The organism is Amycolatopsis acidicola (assembly GCF_007713735.2).
GTDB classification, from domain to species: Bacteria; Actinomycetota; Actinomycetes; order Mycobacteriales; family Pseudonocardiaceae; genus Amycolatopsis_E; species Amycolatopsis_E acidicola.
In genome coordinates this window covers 1-18057 of the sequence record NZ_VMNW02000096.1, presented here as the reverse complement: position 1 = coordinate 18057, position 18057 = coordinate 1, and the positions used below count along the sequence as shown (strand labels likewise).

The 18057-nt window shown below is 68.1% G+C and carries 16 protein-coding genes; 7 read left to right on the top strand and 9 right to left on the bottom strand.

Features of this window, described 5'->3' with window-relative positions:
- Positions 1–6: 6 nt before the first annotated feature.
- Both FPZ12_RS38210 and FPZ12_RS38205 read left to right on the top strand, forming a co-directional pair.
- A complete protein-coding gene (locus FPZ12_RS38210) occupies positions 7–1185 on the top strand; it encodes a cytochrome P450 (protein WP_424923688.1) in 1179 nt (392 codons plus the stop codon).
- 81 nt (positions 1186–1266) lie between these two features.
- Positions 1267–1458: a ferredoxin gene (locus FPZ12_RS38205; protein WP_144757605.1), complete on the top strand. Its 192-nt coding sequence runs from the start codon at positions 1267–1269 to the stop codon at positions 1456–1458.
- Here FPZ12_RS38205 and FPZ12_RS38200 read toward each other — a convergent pair whose 3' ends face one another.
- The 4 genes from FPZ12_RS38200 to FPZ12_RS38185 all read right to left on the bottom strand — a co-directional run bounded on the left by FPZ12_RS38200 (position 1459) and on the right by FPZ12_RS38185 (position 5651).
- Positions 1459–2286, bottom strand: a complete 828-nt coding sequence (locus tag FPZ12_RS38200) for a carbohydrate ABC transporter permease (protein WP_144757604.1) — start codon at positions 2284–2286, stop codon at positions 1459–1461.
- Positions 2283–3215 carry a carbohydrate ABC transporter permease gene (locus FPZ12_RS38195; RefSeq protein ID WP_144757603.1) on the bottom strand — a complete coding sequence of 311 codons (933 nt, stop codon included), beginning with the start codon at positions 3213–3215 and terminating at the stop codon, positions 2283–2285. The genes FPZ12_RS38200 and FPZ12_RS38195 overlap by 4 nt, the downstream gene beginning before the upstream one ends.
- The gene (locus FPZ12_RS38190; RefSeq protein WP_243770245.1) at positions 3212–4525 is read right to left on the bottom strand and encodes an ABC transporter substrate-binding protein; all 1314 of its coding nucleotides are present in this window, start codon (positions 4523–4525) and stop codon (positions 3212–3214) included. The genes FPZ12_RS38195 and FPZ12_RS38190 overlap by 4 nt, the downstream gene beginning before the upstream one ends.
- A gap of 121 nt (positions 4526–4646) precedes the next feature.
- Complete coding sequence (locus tag FPZ12_RS38185; protein ID WP_144757601.1) at positions 4647–5651, bottom strand: zinc-dependent alcohol dehydrogenase family protein; 1005 nt, start codon at positions 5649–5651, stop codon at positions 4647–4649.
- Between the two features lie 121 nt (positions 5652–5772).
- On the opposite strand from FPZ12_RS38185, the gene FPZ12_RS38180 reads away from it, so the two are divergent.
- Positions 5773–6729, top strand: coding sequence for a sugar-binding transcriptional regulator (locus FPZ12_RS38180; protein ID WP_144757600.1), 957 nt, complete (start codon positions 5773–5775; stop codon positions 6727–6729).
- Here FPZ12_RS38180 and FPZ12_RS38175 read toward each other — a convergent pair.
- The gene (locus tag FPZ12_RS38175; RefSeq protein ID WP_166463045.1) at positions 6726–7991 is read right to left on the bottom strand and encodes a cytochrome P450; all 1266 of its coding nucleotides are present in this window, start codon (positions 7989–7991) and stop codon (positions 6726–6728) included. The genes FPZ12_RS38180 and FPZ12_RS38175 overlap by 4 nt on opposite strands.
- 196 nt (positions 7992–8187) lie before the next feature.
- Between FPZ12_RS38175 and FPZ12_RS38170 the strand changes: the two genes are divergently transcribed.
- Positions 8188–8799, top strand: a complete 612-nt coding sequence (locus FPZ12_RS38170) for a hypothetical protein (RefSeq protein WP_144757599.1) — start codon at positions 8188–8190, stop codon at positions 8797–8799.
- A gap of 426 nt (positions 8800–9225) precedes the next feature.
- On the opposite strand, the gene FPZ12_RS38165 is transcribed toward FPZ12_RS38170, so the two are convergent.
- On the bottom strand, positions 9226–11730 hold the full coding sequence (locus FPZ12_RS38165) for a DEAD/DEAH box helicase (RefSeq protein WP_144761415.1): 2505 nt from the start codon (positions 11728–11730) through the stop codon (positions 9226–9228).
- A gap of 108 nt (positions 11731–11838) precedes the next feature.
- On the opposite strand from FPZ12_RS38165, the gene FPZ12_RS38160 reads away from it, so the two are divergent.
- Positions 11839–13104 carry a primosomal protein gene (locus FPZ12_RS38160; RefSeq protein ID WP_144761411.1) on the top strand — a complete coding sequence of 422 codons (1266 nt, stop codon included), beginning with the start codon at positions 11839–11841 and terminating at the stop codon, positions 13102–13104.
- Here the strand turns inward: FPZ12_RS38160 and FPZ12_RS38155 are convergent.
- Entirely contained in the window at positions 13090–13818 is a 729-nt protein-coding gene (locus FPZ12_RS38155; protein WP_144761407.1) for an amidohydrolase family protein, read from the bottom strand. The two genes, FPZ12_RS38160 and FPZ12_RS38155, sit on opposite strands and share 15 nt — an antisense overlap.
- Positions 13819–13888: 70 nt before the next feature.
- Between FPZ12_RS38155 and FPZ12_RS38150 the strand changes: the two genes are divergently transcribed.
- A complete protein-coding gene (locus tag FPZ12_RS38150) occupies positions 13889–14251 on the top strand; it encodes a MerR family transcriptional regulator (RefSeq protein ID WP_144761404.1) in 363 nt (120 codons plus the stop codon).
- On the opposite strand, the gene FPZ12_RS38145 is transcribed toward FPZ12_RS38150, so the two are convergent.
- Positions 14226–15422, bottom strand: a complete 1197-nt coding sequence (locus FPZ12_RS38145) for an MFS transporter (protein WP_144761401.1) — start codon at positions 15420–15422, stop codon at positions 14226–14228. The genes FPZ12_RS38150 and FPZ12_RS38145 overlap by 26 nt on opposite strands.
- Before the next feature lie 131 nt (positions 15423–15553).
- Positions 15554–16639, bottom strand: coding sequence for an adenosine deaminase (locus FPZ12_RS38140; RefSeq protein ID WP_424923687.1), 1086 nt, complete (start codon positions 16637–16639; stop codon positions 15554–15556).
- 218 nt (positions 16640–16857) lie between these two features.
- Between FPZ12_RS38140 and FPZ12_RS38135 the strand changes: the two genes are divergently transcribed.
- Positions 16858–17943, top strand: coding sequence for a coiled-coil domain-containing protein (locus FPZ12_RS38135; RefSeq protein ID WP_144761395.1), 1086 nt, complete (start codon positions 16858–16860; stop codon positions 17941–17943).
- Positions 17944–18057: the final 114 nt, after the last annotated feature.

Sequence of the window (18057 nt, the reverse complement as noted above, 5' to 3'; positions counted from 1 at the left end):
GGAACCGTGACCACTGCTTCTGCACTTCCCATCACTCGTAGTAACCCCTTCGCGCCGCCCGCCGAACACGTCCGGTTAAGGGAGAGCGCGCCCGTTTCCCGGGTGACGCTGCCCAGCGGGCACGAGGTCTGGGCGCTGACGAGGCACGAGGACGTCCGCGCGATGCTGACCGACCCACGGTTCAGCTCCGACCGGCAGAACCCGGGCTTCCCGCTGCTGCTCACCAACCAGCGCCGGGTCACCGGGTTCAAACCGTCGCTGATCAGCATGGACCCGCCCGAGCACGGCCCGGCGCGGCGCGAGGTCGTCGGCGAGTTCACCGTCAAGCGGATGGCGGCGCTGCGCCCGCGCATCCAGGAGATCGTGGACGAGCACGTCGAGGCGATGCTGGCCGGACCGAAGCCGGTCGACCTGGTGCAGGCGCTTTCGCTGCCGGTGCCCTCGCTGGTGATCTGCGAGCTGCTCGGCGTGCCCTACGCCGACCACGAGTTCTTCCAGACCCGGTCGAGCAGGCTGCTGCGGCGCACCACCCCGCCCGGCGAACGCCAGGCCTGTGTCGACGAACTGCGCCAGTACCTGCGCGAGTTGCTGGCGCGCAAGGAAAAGGAGCCGGGCGACGATCTGCTGTCCCGGCAGCTGGCGAAGACGAACGACCGCGAGGAGCTGGTGGCCCTCGGGTTCCTGCTGCTGATCGCCGGCCACGAGACGACGGCGAACATGATCTCGCTGGGCACCATGACCCTGCTCGAGAACCCCGCCGACCTCGCCGAGCTGATGGCGGACCCGGCGAAAACGCCGAGTGCGGTCGAGGAACTGTTGCGCTACTTCACGATCGCCGAGTTCGCGGCCTCGCGGGTGGCCGTCGAGGACGTGGAGATCGGCGGGGTGCTGATCCGCAAGGGCGAGGGTGTGGTCAGCCTCGGCAACACCGCGAACCGGGACCCGAACGTCTTCGAGCACGCCGACGAACTGGACCTCGGCCGCGGCGCGCGCAACCACATCGCGTTCGGCTTCGGGGCGCACCAGTGCCTCGGGCAGAACCTGGCGCGGATGGAACTGCAGATCGTGTTCGACACCCTGTTCAAGCGCATCCCGGGGCTGCGGCTGGCGAAGCCGGTCGGCGAGCTGCCGTTCAAGGATGATGCGAACATCTACGGGTTGTACGAGCTTCCCGTTACCTGGTAGGACCACACGCAGCAAGCGCGCCGAAGAAGCGCGGCGGGGAGGACCGCGGTAATTCCGGGGCAAACACAGTAGGGACAACAAATGCGAATCGTCGCGAACAAGGATGTGTGCGTCGGGGCCGGACAGTGCGTGCTGACCGACCCCGAGACCTTCGACCAGAGCGAGGACGACGGCACCGTGATCGTGCTGGTCGAGAAACCCCTCGACGTGGAAAAGGCCCGGGAGGCAGTCAGCATCTGCCCATCCCAGGCCCTTTCCCTGAAAGACGGGTGACTACTTCACCGCGCCCATCGACAGGCCGCGGACGAGGTGGTTCTGCGCGATCCAGCCGACGATCATCACCGGCAACGAGGCCATCAGTGCGGCGGCGGAAAGCTGCGCCCAGTAAAGCCCTTCACTGGTGATGAAGCCGACGAGGAACACCGGCACGGTGCCGGCCCGCGCGGCGGTCAGGTTCACCGCGTAGAAGAACTCGGTCCACGAGAAGATCACGCAGATCAGCGCGGTGGCCGCGATCCCGGGCGCGACCACCGGCAGGATCACGCGGTAGAGCAGGGTGGGCAGCTGCGCGCCGTCCACCCTGCCCGCCTCGATCATCTCGGTGGGCACCTCCAGGAAGAACGAGCGCATCATCCAGATCGCCAGCGGCAGGTTCATCGCCGTGTACAGGATGATCAGCGCCCACACGTTGTCCAGCAGCTGCGCCTTCTGCGAGATCACGTACAGCGGGATGATCGCCGCCACGATCGGCAACATCTTGGTGGACAGGAAAAAACCGAGCACGTTGCTGGTCTTCGGCACCGGCGCGAGTGAAAGCGCGTACGCCGCCGGCACCGCGAACGCGAGCACGATCAGCGTCGAGATCACCGTGACGAACGCGGAATTGCCGAGGTAGGGCAGGAAACCGCGCTCGAAGATGCTCGCGAACTGCGAAAGCGTCGGGGTGAAGAACAGCTTCGGCGGATCGGTGTAGGCGTCGGCCTCCTGTTTGAAGGAGGTGATCACCATCCAGATCAGCGGAAACACGAACAGGATCGCGATGATCCAGGTGACGACGGTCAGCGAGGCCGGGCCCAGCTTCCGTTGCGCGGTGGTGGTCACTTGATCCTCCTGCTCACGTCGAAGGTGCGGAACATCAGGCGGAGTGCGAAGGTCGCCACGATGAGCGTCAGCACCACTGTGACCACGCCCATGGCCGAGGACTGGCCGACGTCGAAGCCCTGGAAGGCGCGCTGGTAGATGTAGTACGGCAGGTTCGTGCTCGCCGTGCCGGGACCGCCCTGGGTCATCAGGAAGATCGCGTCGAAGCTGTTCACGATGTAGATGGCGCCGAGCAATGTGGCCAGCTGCAGGTACCGCGAAAGGTGCGGCACCGTGATCGACGTGAACGTGCGCCAGCGTCCGGCGCCGTCCACCTGCGCCGCTTCGAGCACGTCACGCGGCTGGCTCTGCAGCCCGGCCAGGATCAGCAGCATCATGAACGGCGTCCACTGCCACACGATCTGCGTCATCACCGAGGCCAGCGGGAACTCCGAGAGCCAGTCGGTGTCCCCGCCGAACACGAAGTTCAGCAGCCCGTAGGTCGGATCGAACATCGTGGTCTTCCACAGCAGCGCGCCCGCCGCAGGCAGGATGAGGAACGGCGTGATCAGCAGGGTGCGCACCACGCCGCGGCCGAGGAACTTCCGGTCCAGCAGCATCGCCAGCGCCAGCCCGAGCACCAGTGCCACGACCACGCAGACCACCGTGATCAGCACCGTGTTCAGCAACGCGGTGCGGAACTGCGTGTCGGCGAAGACGTCGATGTAGTTCTGCAGTCCGACGAAATGCGAAGAGCCGGGCCGGACCAGGTTCCACGACTGGAACGAGTAGATCACCGTGACGATGAACGGAATCTGCGTGACGATGATCGTGAACAGCAGGGCAGGCAGCAGCGGGCCGCGCCGCGCCCAGCCGCCCTTCTTCTTTCCCGAGGCGGCCTTCGCCGTACTGGTACTGGCCGTGCCGAGTGGTTCTGCGACCGCGGTCATTTCTGCTCCCGGTAGGAATCGCCGACGGTTTGCGCGTACTGCTGCGACTGGTCGAGCGCCTCGTCGACACTGACTTGGCCGGCGATGGCGGCGGAGAGCTGCTGACTGACCCTGGTGCCGAGGTCCTGGAACTCGGGGATGCCGACGAACTGGATGCCCGTGTACGGCACCGGCTGGGTGTGCACGTTGCTCTCCCGCGCGGCGTCGATACTGTCCAAAGTGGGCTGTGCGTAGGCCTTCGCCGCGTCCCGGTATTCGGGTATGTCGTAAGTGGACAGCCGGCAGCCCGGCGGCACCCGGTTCCAGCCGTAGGTCCTGCCGACCGTCTGCACGAACTGCTTGTTGGTCATCCAGTTCATGAACGCCCAGGAGGCCTGCTTGTCCTTGGCCACCTTGGGAATCGCGAGCGACCAGGTGTAGAGCCAGCCACTGGACTTGGTCTGGTCCACCGGCGCCGCGACGTAGCCGGACTTGCCGACCACCTTGCTGCTTTCGGGGTCCTCGTTGGTGCCTGCCATGACCGTGGCGTCGTACCACATGGCGGCCTGGCCCTGCGCGTAGCGCGTGCCGCATTCGGAGAACCCGGCGCTCGACGCGCCGACCTCACCGTGGTCGCGGACGAGGTTCACGTAGAAGTTCGCGGCCTCCTTGAACTCCGGCGAGGTCAGCTGCGCGTTCCAGTTCTGGTCGTACCAGCGGGCGCCGAAGGTGTTCGCGACGGTGTCGAACGGCGCGAGGCTTTCGCCCCAGCCCGGCTTGCCGCGCAGGCAGATCCCGGACACCCCGGCGTTCTTGTCGTCCAGCTTCGCGGCGAAGTCGGCGATCTGCTGCCACGTCGGGTGTTCGGGCATGGTCAGCCCGGCCTTCTCGAAGAGGTCCTTGCGATACGCCAGGAACGAGGACTCGCCGTAGAATGGGACGGCGTACATGTTCCCTTGGTAGGAAAGGGAATCCCGGATGCTCGGGATGAAGTCGTTCTCGTCGTAGCCCGGCGTGTTCTGGATGTAGGGCTGCAGGTTCTCCAGCCAGCCGTTCGCCGCCCACTGCGGGGTCTCGTAGTTGCTGATCATCACCGCGTCGAACTCGCCGCCCTGGGTGGCGACCGAGGAGGTGATCTTCGCCCGCGCCTGGTTCTCCGGCAGCGAAACGAACTTCAGCTTGATCCCGGGGTTGGCGGCCTCGAACTCGCTCGCGAGCGACACCGCGTCGTTCATCTGCGGGTTGGACACGATGGCGATCACGAGCGTGCGCCCGCTCGCCCCGATTTCGCCCGCACCGGCGCAGCCGGTCAGTGCGAGCACGGTTGCCAATCCGATCGAAAGTAGGCGGAGACGGGCCGCAGCCGACCTGCTCGTAGCGAACCGTTTCCGCCGTGGCTGTGATCGGATTGGGAATGAACGGCGCAGGGCCGCGGCGAGCAGGACGAGTCGTTTACGCATGCTCTCCTCCTGGCAGGACTTGCACCTTCAGGCCGGCGCCGCTGCGCATGAGGTCGAGCGCGTCGCCGAATCGATCGAGCGGGAGCGTGTCGGTGAGCAGTGCCTTCGTGTCGATGGCACCTCCGGCGACGAGGTCGAGCGCCGCGCCGTAGCTGTGCAGCACGGCCATCGACCCGACGACGGTGATCTCGTCGTTGTAGATGCGGAACGGAGAAAGCGCTATCCGGGCCTCCTCGGGCGCGACCCCGAAGACGAGGAACCGGCCGCCGCGGCGCAGCGCGTCGAACGCGGCCTCCATCGCGGCCGCGACCCCGGTGCAGTCGACCGAGGCGTCGAACCGCTCACCGTCCAGTTCGGACACATCGGTGACCACGTTCTGCGCGCCCAGTTCCTTCGCGCGCGGCAGCCGCCCGGCATTCCGGTCGACCATCGTGACGCGGGCACCAGCCCGCTGCAGCAGCTGCTGCATGATCAGCCCCATCGTGCCGGCGCCCATCACGAGAAAGCGCTCTCCCGCTTCCGCGCCGATGCGCCGGACCCCGTGCACCGCACAGGAAACCGGCTCGACGAGCGCGCCCTCCTGCCAGCTGAGGTGGTCCGGCAGCCGGAAGCAGTTGGCCGAGGGCACGGAGACGTACTCGGCGAAGGCCCCGTCGACGGTGTCGCCGGTGGCGCCCCAGTTCTCGCAGAGGTTGCCGTGTCCGGCGCGGCACGGGTCGCAGTACCCGCAGAACAGCGACGGGTCGACGGCCACGCGGTCCCCGACCTTCCAGCCGCCCGGCACGTCGGTGCCGAGCTCGACGATCTCGCCGGCGAACTCGTGCCCGGGCACGATCGGATAAGGGGTGGGCGGGAAATGGCCGTCGGCGATGTGCAGGTCGGTACCGCAGATCCCGGTGGCGCCGACCTTGACCACCACCTGCCGCAACCCGGGGACCGGATCGGGCACCTCGCCGACCCTGATCGAACCCGGCTGGTCAATGATCGCCGCCCGCACTCCGGCTCACCTCTCCCTGCGCTCAAACGAGCGCCTCACCTCACTGTGGTTTCATGCACGCCCGAGCATTAGAGGACTTTCCGGCGTTTCCCGTCAACCGTTGTCCGGCTATAGTGCTCATATGAGCACCCAACGGGATCTTGCCGAGACCATGACGGCGGCCCTGCTGGCGCATCGGTTCTACCTGGCGGGACAGTCGAAGGTGGAGATCGCCGACGAGTTCGGGATCAGCCGGTTCAAGGTGGCACGCATGCTCGACTGGGCCCGCGAAAGCGGGCTGGTGCGGGTGGAGTTCGACCTGCCGGTGCCGGTGGACGTCAAGCTGTCCGACGAGGTGCGCGGCGCCTACGGGCTGGACCGGGTGTTCGTGCTCGATCGAGCGGCCAGCGTCGGGGAACGGCCCGAGGTCCGCCGCCGCATCGGCGCGCTCGCGGCGATGCTGGTGTCGGAGGTGGTCACGGAACAGGACGTGCTCGGCGTCGCGTGGGCGCGCTCGGTGAACGTGATGATCGAGTCGGTGGGCCGGTTCCCGAAGTGCCCGGTGGTGCAGCTGTGCGGGGTGCAGGCGGGGATGGACATGCACGACCGCTCGGTGGAGACGGTCCGCAGGCTGGCCGACATCTCCGGCGGGGACGCGTACCCGATCTTCGGGCCGCTCGTGCTCCCGGACCGGCGCACCACCGAGATCCTGCGGCGCCAGCCCGGCATCGCGGAAACCTTCGGCCAGTTCAGCGCGCTGACGAAAGCGGTGGTGAGCATCGGCGCCTGGCTACCGGGAGAGTCCACTGTGTACGACTCGGTGGCGCCTGCCGAGCGGCAGGCGATCACCGAACGCGGCGCCAAGGCCGAGGTGGCGGCCCGGTTGTTCGACGGGGACGGCAAACCGCTGTCCACCGGGCTCGCGCACCACGTACTGGCGATCAGCACCGAGGACCTGATGCGCGTGCCCGAGGTGATCGCGCTCGGCTACACCGCCCCGAAGGCGACGGCGATCGACGTGGTGCTGCGTTCCGGGATGGTGTCGACGCTGATCACCGACACCGCGGCCGCGGAACGCTTGCCACGCCTGAAGAACTAGAGCGAAACCGGGAGCGTCTCCACGCCGTAGACCACCGATGTCTTGCGGTACGCCAATTCCTCCGGGGACACGGCGAGCCGCATCTCCGGGAACCGCCGGACCAGCGCCGGGTACGCGGTGCGCAGCTCCATCCGCGCCAGCTCGGCACCGATGCACCTGTGCACGCCCCAGCCGAACGCCAGATGCTGCGCCGGGTCGCGGGTGGCGTCGAAGCTTTCCATTGCCTGGCCCAGCTTCGCGTCCCGGTTCGCGCCGCTCAGCGAGACGAACACGATGTCGCCCTCGGCGATGCGCTCCCCGCCGATCTCGATGTCCTCCTTGGCGAACCGCGGGAAGGCGACCTGCACGACCGTGAGGTACCGCAGCAGCTCCTCGACGAACCCGTTGATCGCGTCGTCGTTGTCCCGCACCAGTTCGAAGGTGTTCCTGTCCCGCAGCAACACGATCGCCCCGAGCGCGAGCATGCTCGCCGTGGTCTCCAGCCCGCCGGTCAGCACCCCGTCGGCCAGCCCGGCCAGCTCACGGTCGTCGATCTCGTCGCCGTGTTCCTTGACCAGCATGCCGAGCAGCCCGTCGCCAGGCGACTCGCGCTGCTTCTTGACGATCTCCAGCAGATACGTCAGCGATTCGGAGATCGCGCCGAAGGACGCGCCCGCGCCGGCGAACAGGTCGAAGCGCACCGTGCTCAGACGCTGGAAGTCGGCGCGGTCCTCATAGGACACGCCGAGCAGTTCGCAGATCGTGAGCGACGGGATCGGGAACGCGAACGACTGCATGAGATCGACCGGCCCGTCCGCGGCGGCCATCTCGTCCAGCTGCTGGTCGACGATTTCGTGAATTCTCGGGGTGAGCCTGTTCAGCCTGCGCATGGTGAACTCCGGCGTCAGGAGTTTGCGCAGCCTGGTGTGGTCCGGCGGATCGGCGAACCCGAGCCCGCCGGGGTTCTGGTCCGCCGACATCGCGGCGGTGCCGACCAGGTTGGTGTAGTCGTTGCTGAACGAACTCGCCTTCGCGAGCACTTCCTTCGCTTCGTCGTACCCGCTGACCAGCCAGGCGCGCAGCCCGAACGGCAGCTTCAGCCTGCTCACCGGGTTGTTTTCGCGCGCGGCGGCCAGTTCGGCCACCGGGTCCAGCCCGGTGCGCTTCAACGGCATGAGCGTGGACTCGGGCAGCAGCGAAAGCAGGTCTACGCCCTTTTTCTGCTTTCTCTCGATGTACTTGCGCCCCAGCCACGCGACCACGCGCGAGCGAAAGTCGGTCATGCCCAGAGGCTACACGGATCGCCGCTAGTCACCGGACGCTCACAGGTGCGCGCTCGGCCACACCGGCCTTCCCCCGTGTCAGTGGTTGCGGCCACCCGGACAGGTGAGGAAAAGGACTTTCCCGGCGTGCCCGGATGGCCTTGGGGAATGACCGGGTGGAGGCTCTTTGCGCCGGCCGAACGGGAGTGATGGTCAGATGACGAACAAGGCGCGCCGATGGGTAGCGGCGGTGCTGCTGGGAGTGGCGCTGCCGCTGGGCCCCGCGGTCGCCGAGGCCGCGCCCGCGCAGGAGCCGATGGCCGCCGCGTCCAACGACGACGGTGGTGCCTGGGGTTTGCTGGGTTTGTTCGGGTTGCTGGGTTTGCTCGGGCTGATCCCGCGTAAGCAGCCGGGTCAGCTGCCGCCGACCTACCGGCCGCCGCAGCGCCGGGCGAATCCCAACGTCGCCAGCCCGCTGGACAACTACCCGGTGATGGCCGACTCCGATGAGGACGCGGAGGGGTACTACGAACAGCCCGCGCCGCAGTCTTATCCCACAGGGCAAGGACAGCCGCAGTCGCCTGGCCGCGAGTGGCCGGGAGCCGGACAGAGCGACCCGCGTCAGCGGCGGCCGTGGGAACAAGCGCCCGGCCGCCCGGCCCAGCCGGGGCCCCAGTACCCGGGGCGGGGAGCGGGGTCGGTCCCAGGTCCGGTCCCGCGCGCGCAGGACCAGGGTTCCCCGCGCGAAGCCACGCAGTACCAGACCCCGCCGAGCCAAGCCACGCCACAGACCGGTGATACGCCAGAGGGTGGGCACCGCCGGCTCTGAGGCGACATCCGGGTGCGCCCAGCCCCGACCTGGGCGCACCCGGCAATAACCGTCACCGCGCGTTCGCCGCCGCGGCTGGTGTTCGCTGCGGCTGTTCGCTGCGGCCGGTGGTTGGCCGCCGCCCGCTGGCGTGTTTGCCGTCCCAGTCGGCGTGTTTGCCGCCCCGGTTCGCGTGTTGGCCGCCCCCGCTCGCGTGTTGGCCGCCCCGGTTCGCGTGTTGGCCGCCCCCGCTCGCGAGACCGCCACCCTCGCCCGCGAAATCGCGCCCCGGTCACCGAATTCGCCGCTCCGCCCCGCCCACCGGATTGCCCCGCCAGCGGCCAACACACGAACCGCACGGGCCAACACACCAACACCAGCGGCCAACACGCGAACGCTACGGGCCAACGCGCCGACGGGAAGGGCCAACACCCCTGCGGGGCAGCGTCAGAGCTGGTCCACTGCAGTCACGCGCAGAACAGCGGCACCTGCTTCGTCCGAAGCGGGGAGGTCCACTTCGGCGCTGATGCCCCAGTCGTGGTCACCCGCGGGGTCGTCGAAGATCTGCCGCACGCGCCAGATCTCCGGCTCCTTCTCGATGATCAGCAGCTTCGGCCCGCGCGCGTCCGGGCCGATGCCGAGGTCGCCGTGCTGCTCGAAGTACTCCTCCAGCGCGGCCTCCCATTCGACCGCGTCCCAGCCGGAGCCCTTGTCCAGCTCGCCGAGCTCCTCGTACGCGCGCCGCGCCGCCAGCTCGACCCGGCGGAACAGCTGATTCCGCACCAGCACACGGAAAGCGCGCTCGTTCGCGGTGACCGGCGGCGGTCCTTCCGGCAACGACGGCGCATGTGCCGTCTCGTCTCCGGGGTGGCGCAACGCTTCCCACTCGTCGAGCAGGCTGGAGTCCACCTGCCGCACCAGCTCCCCGAGCCACGCGATCAGGTCCTGCAACGGTTCCGTCTTCGCCTCGTCCGGGACCGTGTGGCGCAACGCGTCGTAGGTGTCTGCCAAATACCGCAGCACCAAGCCTTCCGACCGGGCCAGCGAGTAGAAGTTCACGAACTCCACGAAGTTCATCGCGCGCTCGTACATGTCCCGCACCACGGACTTCGGCGAAAGCTCGTAGTCCGCCACCCACGGATGCCCGCTGCGGTAGGTCTCGTACGCCGCGTGCAGCAGCTCCTCCAACGGCTTCGGGTACGTCACCTCCTCGAGCAGCTCCATCCGCTCGTCGTATTCCATGCCCTCGGCCTTCATCGCCGCCACCGCTTCGCCGCGCGCCTTGAACTGCTGCTGCGACAGAACCGGGCGCGGATCATCCACAGTGGACTCGATGATGGAGACGACATCCAGCGGGTAGACCGGGGACTCCGTGTCCAGCAGGTCGATCGCGGCGAGCGCGAACGGCGAAAGCGGTTGGTTCAACGCGAAATCGAACTGCAGATCCACGGTGAGCCGGACAGTGCGGCCCTCTTCGTCGGGCTCGTCGAGCCGTTCCACCACACCGGCCGCGAGCAGCGCCCGGTAGATCGCTATCGCGCGCAGGATGTGCTTGCGCTGCGCCGGCCTGTCCTCGTGGTTGTCCTCGAGCAGGTGCCGCATGTGCTCGAACGCGTTGCCCGGCCGCGAGATCACATTGAGCAGCATGGAATGGCTGACCCGGAAGCTCGAAGTGAGCGGCTCCGGCGGCGAGGCGATCAGCCGGTCGAAGGTGCTTTCGGTCCAGTTGACGAAACCCTCGGGCGCCTTCTTCCGGACGATCTTCTTTTTCTTCTTCGGGTCGTCGCCGGCCTTCTCCAGCGCTTTCGCGTTCTCCACCACGTGATCCGGCGCCTGCACGACCACGTAGCCGTCGGTGTCGTAGCCCGCGCGCCCGGCGCGGCCGGCGATCTGGTGGAACTCGCGCGCCTTCAAATGCCGCTGGCGCACCCCGTCGTATTTCGTCAGCGCCGAGAACACCACCGTGCGGATGGGCACGTTGATCCCGACGCCGAGCGTGTCGGTCCCGCAGATCACCTTCAGCAGACCCGCCTGCGCGAGCTGCTCGACAAGTCGGCGATATTTCGGCAACATGCCCGCGTGATGCACGCCGATCCCGTGCCGCACCAAACGCGACAGTGCCTTGCCGAACCCCGCGGAGAAGCGGAACTCGCCGATCATCTCGGCGATCGCGTCCTTCTCCGCGCGCGTCGTCACGTTGATGCTCATCAGCGCCTGCGCGCGTTCCACCGCGGCGGCCTGCGAAAAGTGCACCACGTACACCGGGGCCTGCCCGCCGTGGAGCAGCTCGGACATCGTCTCGTGCAGCGGGGTGAGCGCGTAGCGGTACGTCAGCGGCACGGGGCGCTCGGCGGAGGTGACCACCGCGGTGGCCCGCCCGGTGCGCCTGGTCAAGTCCTTTTCGAAGAACGAGACGTCGCCGAGCGTGGCCGACATGAGCACGAACTGTGCCTGTGGCAGCTCGATCAGCGGCACCTGCCACGCCCAGCCGCGATCCGGCTCGGAGTAGAAATGGAACTCGTCGGCGACGACCTGGCCGACCGGGGCGTCGGCGCCGAAGCGCAACGCCATGTTCGCCAGGATTTCCGCGGTGCAGCAGATGATCGGCGCGTCCGGGTTCACGCTGGAGTCCCCGGTCATCATGCCGACGTTCTCCGCGCCGAAGATCTCGATGAGCGAAAAGAACTTCTCGGACACCAGCGCCTTGATCGGCGCTGTGTAGTAACTGCGCTTACCGTGGGCCATCGCGGTGAAATGGGCACCCACCGCGACCAGGCTTTTCCCGGATCCGGTCGGGGTCGACAGGATGACGTTCGCCCCCGAGACGACCTCGATCAGCGCCTCCTCCTGAGCCGGGTACAACTCGAGCCCGCGCTCCGCCGTCCAGGCCGAGAACGTTTCGAAGAGCGTGTCGGGATCAGGATCCGCTGGTAGGAGATCTGCGAGTGTCATTATGTCCCCATCGTGCCATCCCCGGCGCAGGAGTCATGGGGCCCATCGCAGCAGGACCCGCAAACCCGTAGGCTTTCGCACACACAGGTGGTTATCCGGAGGGCTGGCATGGCACAGGACATCGTCCCGATCGAACTCGGGCTGCCGCAGGGGGACCTGGTCACCCTCTGGGCCCCGCGCTGGCGGGAGGACGGTGAGGAGTGGGAGGCCTTCCTCGGCGACGAGGACGATCTCTACGCATTCCCCGACGCCGCGCATCTCGCCGCGTTCGTCCGGACGGCGGAGCAGCACGACCTCATCGACCACCCGGCGTGGCACGTCGTGCCCGCGCTGAACGTGCCGGAGCTGATCCCGGACGACGACCACTCCTACGACCTGGTCGGCGTGCCAGAGCTGGTGGCAGAGGAGCCGGACTCGTGGACCATCAGCGAGCTGGCCGAGATCGTCGGCATCGTGCGGTCGCTCGCCGACGTGTGCGAGCTGGAAGAGGTGCACGAGGTCCTCGACGCCACCGAAGGCTTCTCGTTGCTGGAACAGGGGCGGCTGCCCTTCACCGGCCGTGAGGGCGAGCGGCTGTGGACCGATCTGTCCGAGGCGGTGTCCGAGAAGTGGGACACGGTGCTCGACGCGATCGACTCGCTCGTCACGGTGGCGGACGTCGACGCGACGGTGCTGGAGCAGACCGCCGAAGAGCTGGCGGCGTTCCTCGAGGAATCGGCCGAGGCCGAGGCCGGCGTCGAAGACGGCGACGAGGACCTCGAAGACCTCGAGAACGCGTCCGAATCCGAGGACGAAGAAGAGGAAGAGGAAGCCCCCACGGGTTTCTGGGCCGAGGTCGGCATCGACCCGATCAAGATCGTCACCGCGGACAAGGAGTACTACACCCTGCGGTGCTATCTCGACGACGAGCCGATCTTCCTCGGCAGCGACGGCCGGATCGATGTCTGGACCTCTCCCAAGGCGCTCGCGCGGAAACTGGCCGACAGCGCCGAGTTCGCCGAGTCGGACCTCGCCGAGGTGTCCACTTGGGACGAGGTGCTGACCAAGGCCACGGCCGGCGAGCTGGAGGTCGAGGCCGACACGGACAACACCTACGTGCTGGCCGGGCTGGACGAGGACCTCGCCGAGGGCACCGACGCGATCGACCCCACCCAGCTGGAGCTGGCGGTGGAGCTGCTCACCGACGCGGCCGACTGGGCAGGCGACGAAAGCGTGTCCGCCGCACTGTCCACTTCGGAGAGTCTGGGCTGGCTGGTTTCGTTCGTGCTGCGGCCGGACCCGAACCGGCTCGCCCCGAGCGCCCCGTTCGACACCGAACAGAGCGAGTGGCGCAAACTGGTCGAGGCCTTCGAAAACCGGCTACGCGCCCACTAACCGGGCGGCGTTCCCGCCGAGGACGAGGTCGCGGACTTCACCAGGGCTGGTGACGCGTTCGACGGTGGCCCGGGCGAGCACCGGGTCACCGTAGGGAGCGTCGGAGCCGAACAGCGCGCGCTCGGGCAGTTCGGCGACGGCCAGCCGTACGGCGAAAACGATGCTCGACGTGGACAGCTCGAGATACATGCTCGGGGTGTCGCGGACCAGCTCGATCGCGTCCATCCAGTGCAGGCCGCCCAGCTGGCTCACCACCACCGGCACCCGCGGATACCGGCGGGCGAGTTCGGTCAAGGTGCGCAGGTCCTTCCGTGTCGTGGGCGCGGCGCCGTGCACCACCACCGGCAGGCCGCCGTGATCGGCCGCGGCACGCAGCGTGGGCTCGATGTTCCCGGCCTGATCGGGCGGCGGCGTGAGTTCGCCGATGCCGCGCGGGCTCGTGCCGCCGACCATCGGTGCGAAGCCGATGAACCGGTCCGGGTAAGCGGCGCAGGCGGCTTCCCACTCCTCGATCGCCTCCGTGTAACCCTCTCCTCGCCCGGACAAAGCGCGTTCCAGCACTGCCATTTCCCCCTTGAGCCCGGCGAGATCGCGGGCGCGTTCGGGATGCGGCCGCGACGGGAACAGGATTGCCTTGTCGACTCCGGCCTCGTCCAGCAACGCGATGTGGTCGGCGACGGGATCGTGCACGTGGCTGTGCGCGTCGATGATCAACGGTTTCCTCCCTCGGGAATCAGTGCCTCGAAACGAGTGTTGATCCCTGACACCGTGGGAAGGTCAACTCGTGCTGATCGGTGAACTCGCCCGCCGCAGCGGGACAAGCGTGCGACTGCTGCGCTACTACGAACGCGTCGGGCTGCTCGGTTCGCAGCGCCGGAGCAACGGCTACCGCGAATACGGCGCCGACGCCGAGCAGACGGTCCGGAAGATCCGGATGCTGCTCGACGCCGGCCTCCCCACCCGGACGATCCGGCACATCATCGACTGCGCCAACCCGGACGGTTCGCTCACCGCCTGCCCCGGCGTCCTCGACCTGCTGCGCGCGCGACTGTCCGAACTGGACCGTCAGGCCGCCGATCTCGCGAGCACGCGCTCGGTGCTGGCTTCGACTATCGACGCGCTCAGTCCTCGGCACGCACCGGCGTGAGCAGGATCGCCAGCGCCGGGAAGACAGCGGCGACGCAGAAAGCCAGTGCGTAGCGCGAATCCCCGATGACCAGGCCCAGCAGCGGCGGGGTCAGTGAAGAGGCGATGTTCTGCGCCGTGTTCTGCGCGCCCATCGCGCGCCCGGCCCACGCGCTGCCCGCCAGCTCGGCCGAAGCGGTGAAGCCCAGCCCGTTGTCGGCCACGCTGATCACCGCCGCCAGCACGATCGCGATCAACACCAGCCACATCCAGGTCACGTCGCCGAGCGCGATCAGCAGCATCGCGGCCGCGCTCGCCACGGCCAGCTGCCGCATCGGCCGCAACCGGCTGCCGACGCGGTCGGACCAGTACCCGGAAACCAGCCTGCCGCCCGCGCCCAGGATCTGGACAGCGGCGAGGAACCAGCCTGCGGTCAGCGGGCTCCACTGGTGCGACGAGACCAGATACACCGGCGCGAACGCGGAAATCGCGAACTGCGGCACCACCAGCAGCGCGCTCGCGCCGTGCAGCCGCCACAACGCCGGCTTCCGGTACGGGGACAGGGGCTTCGCGGCGCCGGGCTTCTTCTCCGGCCGCGGCGGATCGAGCACCAGCCACGCGACGAGACCGGCGACCACCAGGCAGAAGATCCCAGGGAACAGCATCGCGGCGTGAAACCCGCCGTGCTGCGCCAAAGGCGGCAGCGCGAGCGCGGCGATGCCGACGCCCAGCGGCTGCGCGGTCTGCCGGATACCCATCGCGACCCCGCGCTCCGACGGGGCGAACCAGCCCATCACCACCCGGCCGCTGGCCGCGTTCACCGAGGCTCCGCAAGCTCCGGCCAGCAGCAGCAAGACGAACAGCACGCCGAGCGACGGCGACGTGAGGCCCGCGATCAACACCAGCAACCCGGACATACCCAGGCCGAGTGCCATCACGACACGCTCGCCGTAGCGGTCGGCCGCCGCGCCCCAGGCGATCAGCGTGAACAGCAGCCCGATGGTCGGCGCGGCGACGACGGTGCCCGCTTCCGCCAGCGTCAGTCCGTCCGCCGCCTGGAGCTCCGGCACGAGAAACGGGAGCCCGTAGAGGAAGGTGCAGCTCGACGCCTGGGCCGCGACGCCGAGGCCGAGAATGCCCCAGCGCCGCTTGCTCCCCGTGTCCGGCCGCACCAGCTGACTCATCGTGACCATCCCAAAGTATGAGAACCAAGTCTTACATCCTGGACCTTACTTGCGAAAGCTAAGCATGGGCAAGGTGTTTTACACGCAAAAGTGCCCTGCCCGCGGACGGGAAGGGCACTGGAGGGAAACGCGAGGAGGTCTCAGACGAGACGTTCGTACCCCGGTTTGATCACGTTGTCGATCAGGTCGAGCCGCTGGTCGAAATCAATGAACGCCGACTTCATCGCGTTGATCGTGAACCAGCGCAGGTCCGCCCAGCCGTAGCCGAAGGCCTCGGCCAGCGCGGCGAACTCGCTCGAGACGGTGCAGCCGCTCATCAGCCGGTTGTCCGTGTTGACGGTCACCCGGAAGCGCAAACGGGCCAGTAGCCCGATGGGATGGTCGGCGATCGACGCCGCGGCGCCCGTCTGGACGTTCGACGAGGGGCAGATCTCGAGCGGGATCCGGCGGTCGCGGACGTAGCCGGCGAGCCTGCCGAGTTCGACACCTCCCTCAGGCCCCGTTTTGATGTCGTCGACGATTCGGACGCCGTGGCCGAGTCGTTCCGCGCCACAATGCTGAATGGCTTCCCAAATTGACGCGAGTCCGAACGCTTCACCCGCATGAATGGTGAAATGCGCATTGTTCGTCCGCAAAAATTCGAATGCGTCGAGATTCCGGGTCGGCGGGAATCCGGCCTCCGGTCCCGCGATGTCGAACCCGACCACTCCGTGGTCGCGGTAACGCACCGCAACCTCGGCAATCTCCTGCGCGCGAGCGTGCTGACGCATCGCACACAAAAGAGTACCCATTCGGATGTTTTTTCCCTGCTCGCGAGCGCGACGCTCACCCTCCGCAAACCCGGCCTGGACGGCCTCGACGACGGCGTCCAGCGAGAGCCCCTGCTCGTTGAACAGCTCCGGCGCGTAGCGCACTTCGGCGTAGACGACGCCGTCCGCCGCGAGGTCCTCCGCGCACTCCGCAGCCACCCTGACCAGCGCTTCCTCGGTCTGCATGACCCCGCAGGTGTGGGCGAAGGTCTCCAGGTAGGACTCGAGCGAACCGGAGTCGGCGGCGTCGCGGAACCACTGGCCGAGCTCTTCGACGTCGGTGGTGGGCAGGGCCCGGTATCCGGTGGCCTCGGCGAGTTCGACGACGGTGCCGGGACGCAGGCCACCGTCCAGGTGATCATGGAGTAGCACCTTGGGCACGCTGCGGATGGAGTCCAAGGTCAGCGGGGTGTTCACAGGGGACATGACGCCACCGTACCCACGCCCCGGTCACCTACATGGACGCGCGACTCTCAGCCTCCACTCAACCCTCAGCTCCCGAGTTCCAGCGCGTATTGGGCCATCGGCGCGAGCGGCGGTGAGCCCGCCTTTACGGGGGCGATACCCAGAGCAATTTCGCAATGGTTAAGCTTCGGCCCACGTCCCTTCTTTCCCCGCCGACGAAGGACATCGAAGTGACCACTGACAATCACATTGGAGCTCCGTCCTTCGACCGGATGCGCAACATGCTGGTGCGCGCGGCCGAAGTCCGGGAGAGCGAGCAGCAGCAGATCTTCGACGCGCTCGACGACATCTATGCCCGGCTGGCCCCGGTGGACTCGCTCGGCGCCGTCCGCAAGCGGCTTTCGGAGCTGCCGGACCGCACCGAGGTGGGTGTCCTCGCGGAGCGGCTCGACGAGGCGATGTCGAAGCTCGAGGCTCAGGACAACGCGATCGCGGACCTCGCGCGCGCGGTGGAGAGCATCGTCGACAAGCTGGCCAAGCCGTTCGCTCAGCTCGACGGCAGGCTCGACGGCGTCGCCGCCCGGTTCGAGGGCGTCGCGGGGCGGATGGACGGGCTCGAGGACAAGCTGCAGAACATCCACCGGCGGCTCGACGAGCTGAACGGGCACCTGGACAAGCAGGACGCGAAGATCGACGCGCTGCCGCAGTCCGTGCACGGCCCGGTCAACGAGCGCATCGACCGCGCCGAGTCCACCCTGCGCGAGCGCGTCGAGGCCGGGGACGCCGACCTCAAGGCCCGCGTCGAGGAGATGGACAGCGCCACGCGCGAGCGGATCGACTCCACCAGCCAGGCGGTCCGGACCACGCTCGAGGAGACCGGCGAAATGCTGGACAGCTCCGAGCGGCTGGACACGCTGTCGAACCGGATCGAGCAGGTCACCAACCGGCTCGACGACCTCGGCAGCCGCATCGACAAGGTCGAGGACGGCGTCACCGCCCAGTTCGGCGACCTCGGTGGTTCGGTCAAGAGCGGCTTCAACCGGGTCGAGGGCACGCTGTCCAGCCGGCCCGACTCCGACGAGGTCAGCTCGATGGTGCGTAAGCACAACGAGGAGTCCGAGCGGCGCATCGGCGGGCAGCTGGACGAGGCCATGGCCACCTTCGCGGAGCTGATGCTCGGCGGCGGCCCCGCCGTACCGCAGATCGCCCCGCCGCCGCCCGCGCCACGCCAGCCGAGGCGTGCCCGCAACGGCCGGGCCCCGAAGGGCGCCGAGGTCAAGGGCGGCAAGCCCGAAAGCGACGAGCCGGAGTCCTAAAGCACGACGCCCAAAGCGCCCCTCCCACATCCTGGGAGGGGCGCTTTTTTGGTTATGGCAAACGTTCCCGGCACCCGGTACGGCCGCAACGGCACCCGGCACCCGGCCCCCGGC

What these genes read in the sequence shown, in the direction of transcription:
- FPZ12_RS38180 (WP_144757600.1), top strand. Translation starts at nt 5,773, where the DNA reads ATGAGCACCCAACGGGATCTTGCCGAGACCATGACGGCGGCCCTGCTG.
- FPZ12_RS38165 (WP_144761415.1), bottom strand. Translation starts at nt 11,730, where the DNA reads ATGACACTCGCAGATCTCCTACCAGCGGATCCTGATCCCGACACGCTC.
- FPZ12_RS38145 (WP_144761401.1), bottom strand. Translation starts at nt 15,422, where the DNA reads ATGGTCACGATGAGTCAGCTGGTGCGGCCGGACACGGGGAGCAAGCGG.
- FPZ12_RS38170 (WP_144757599.1), top strand. Translation starts at nt 8,188, where the DNA reads ATGACGAACAAGGCGCGCCGATGGGTAGCGGCGGTGCTGCTGGGAGTG.
- FPZ12_RS38160 (WP_144761411.1), top strand. Translation starts at nt 11,839, where the DNA reads ATGGCACAGGACATCGTCCCGATCGAACTCGGGCTGCCGCAGGGGGAC.
- FPZ12_RS38195 (WP_144757603.1), bottom strand. Translation starts at nt 3,215, where the DNA reads ATGACCGCGGTCGCAGAACCACTCGGCACGGCCAGTACCAGTACGGCG.
- FPZ12_RS38175 (WP_166463045.1), bottom strand. Translation starts at nt 7,991, where the DNA reads ATGACCGACTTTCGCTCGCGCGTGGTCGCGTGGCTGGGGCGCAAGTAC.
- FPZ12_RS38205 (WP_144757605.1), top strand. Translation starts at nt 1,267, where the DNA reads ATGCGAATCGTCGCGAACAAGGATGTGTGCGTCGGGGCCGGACAGTGC.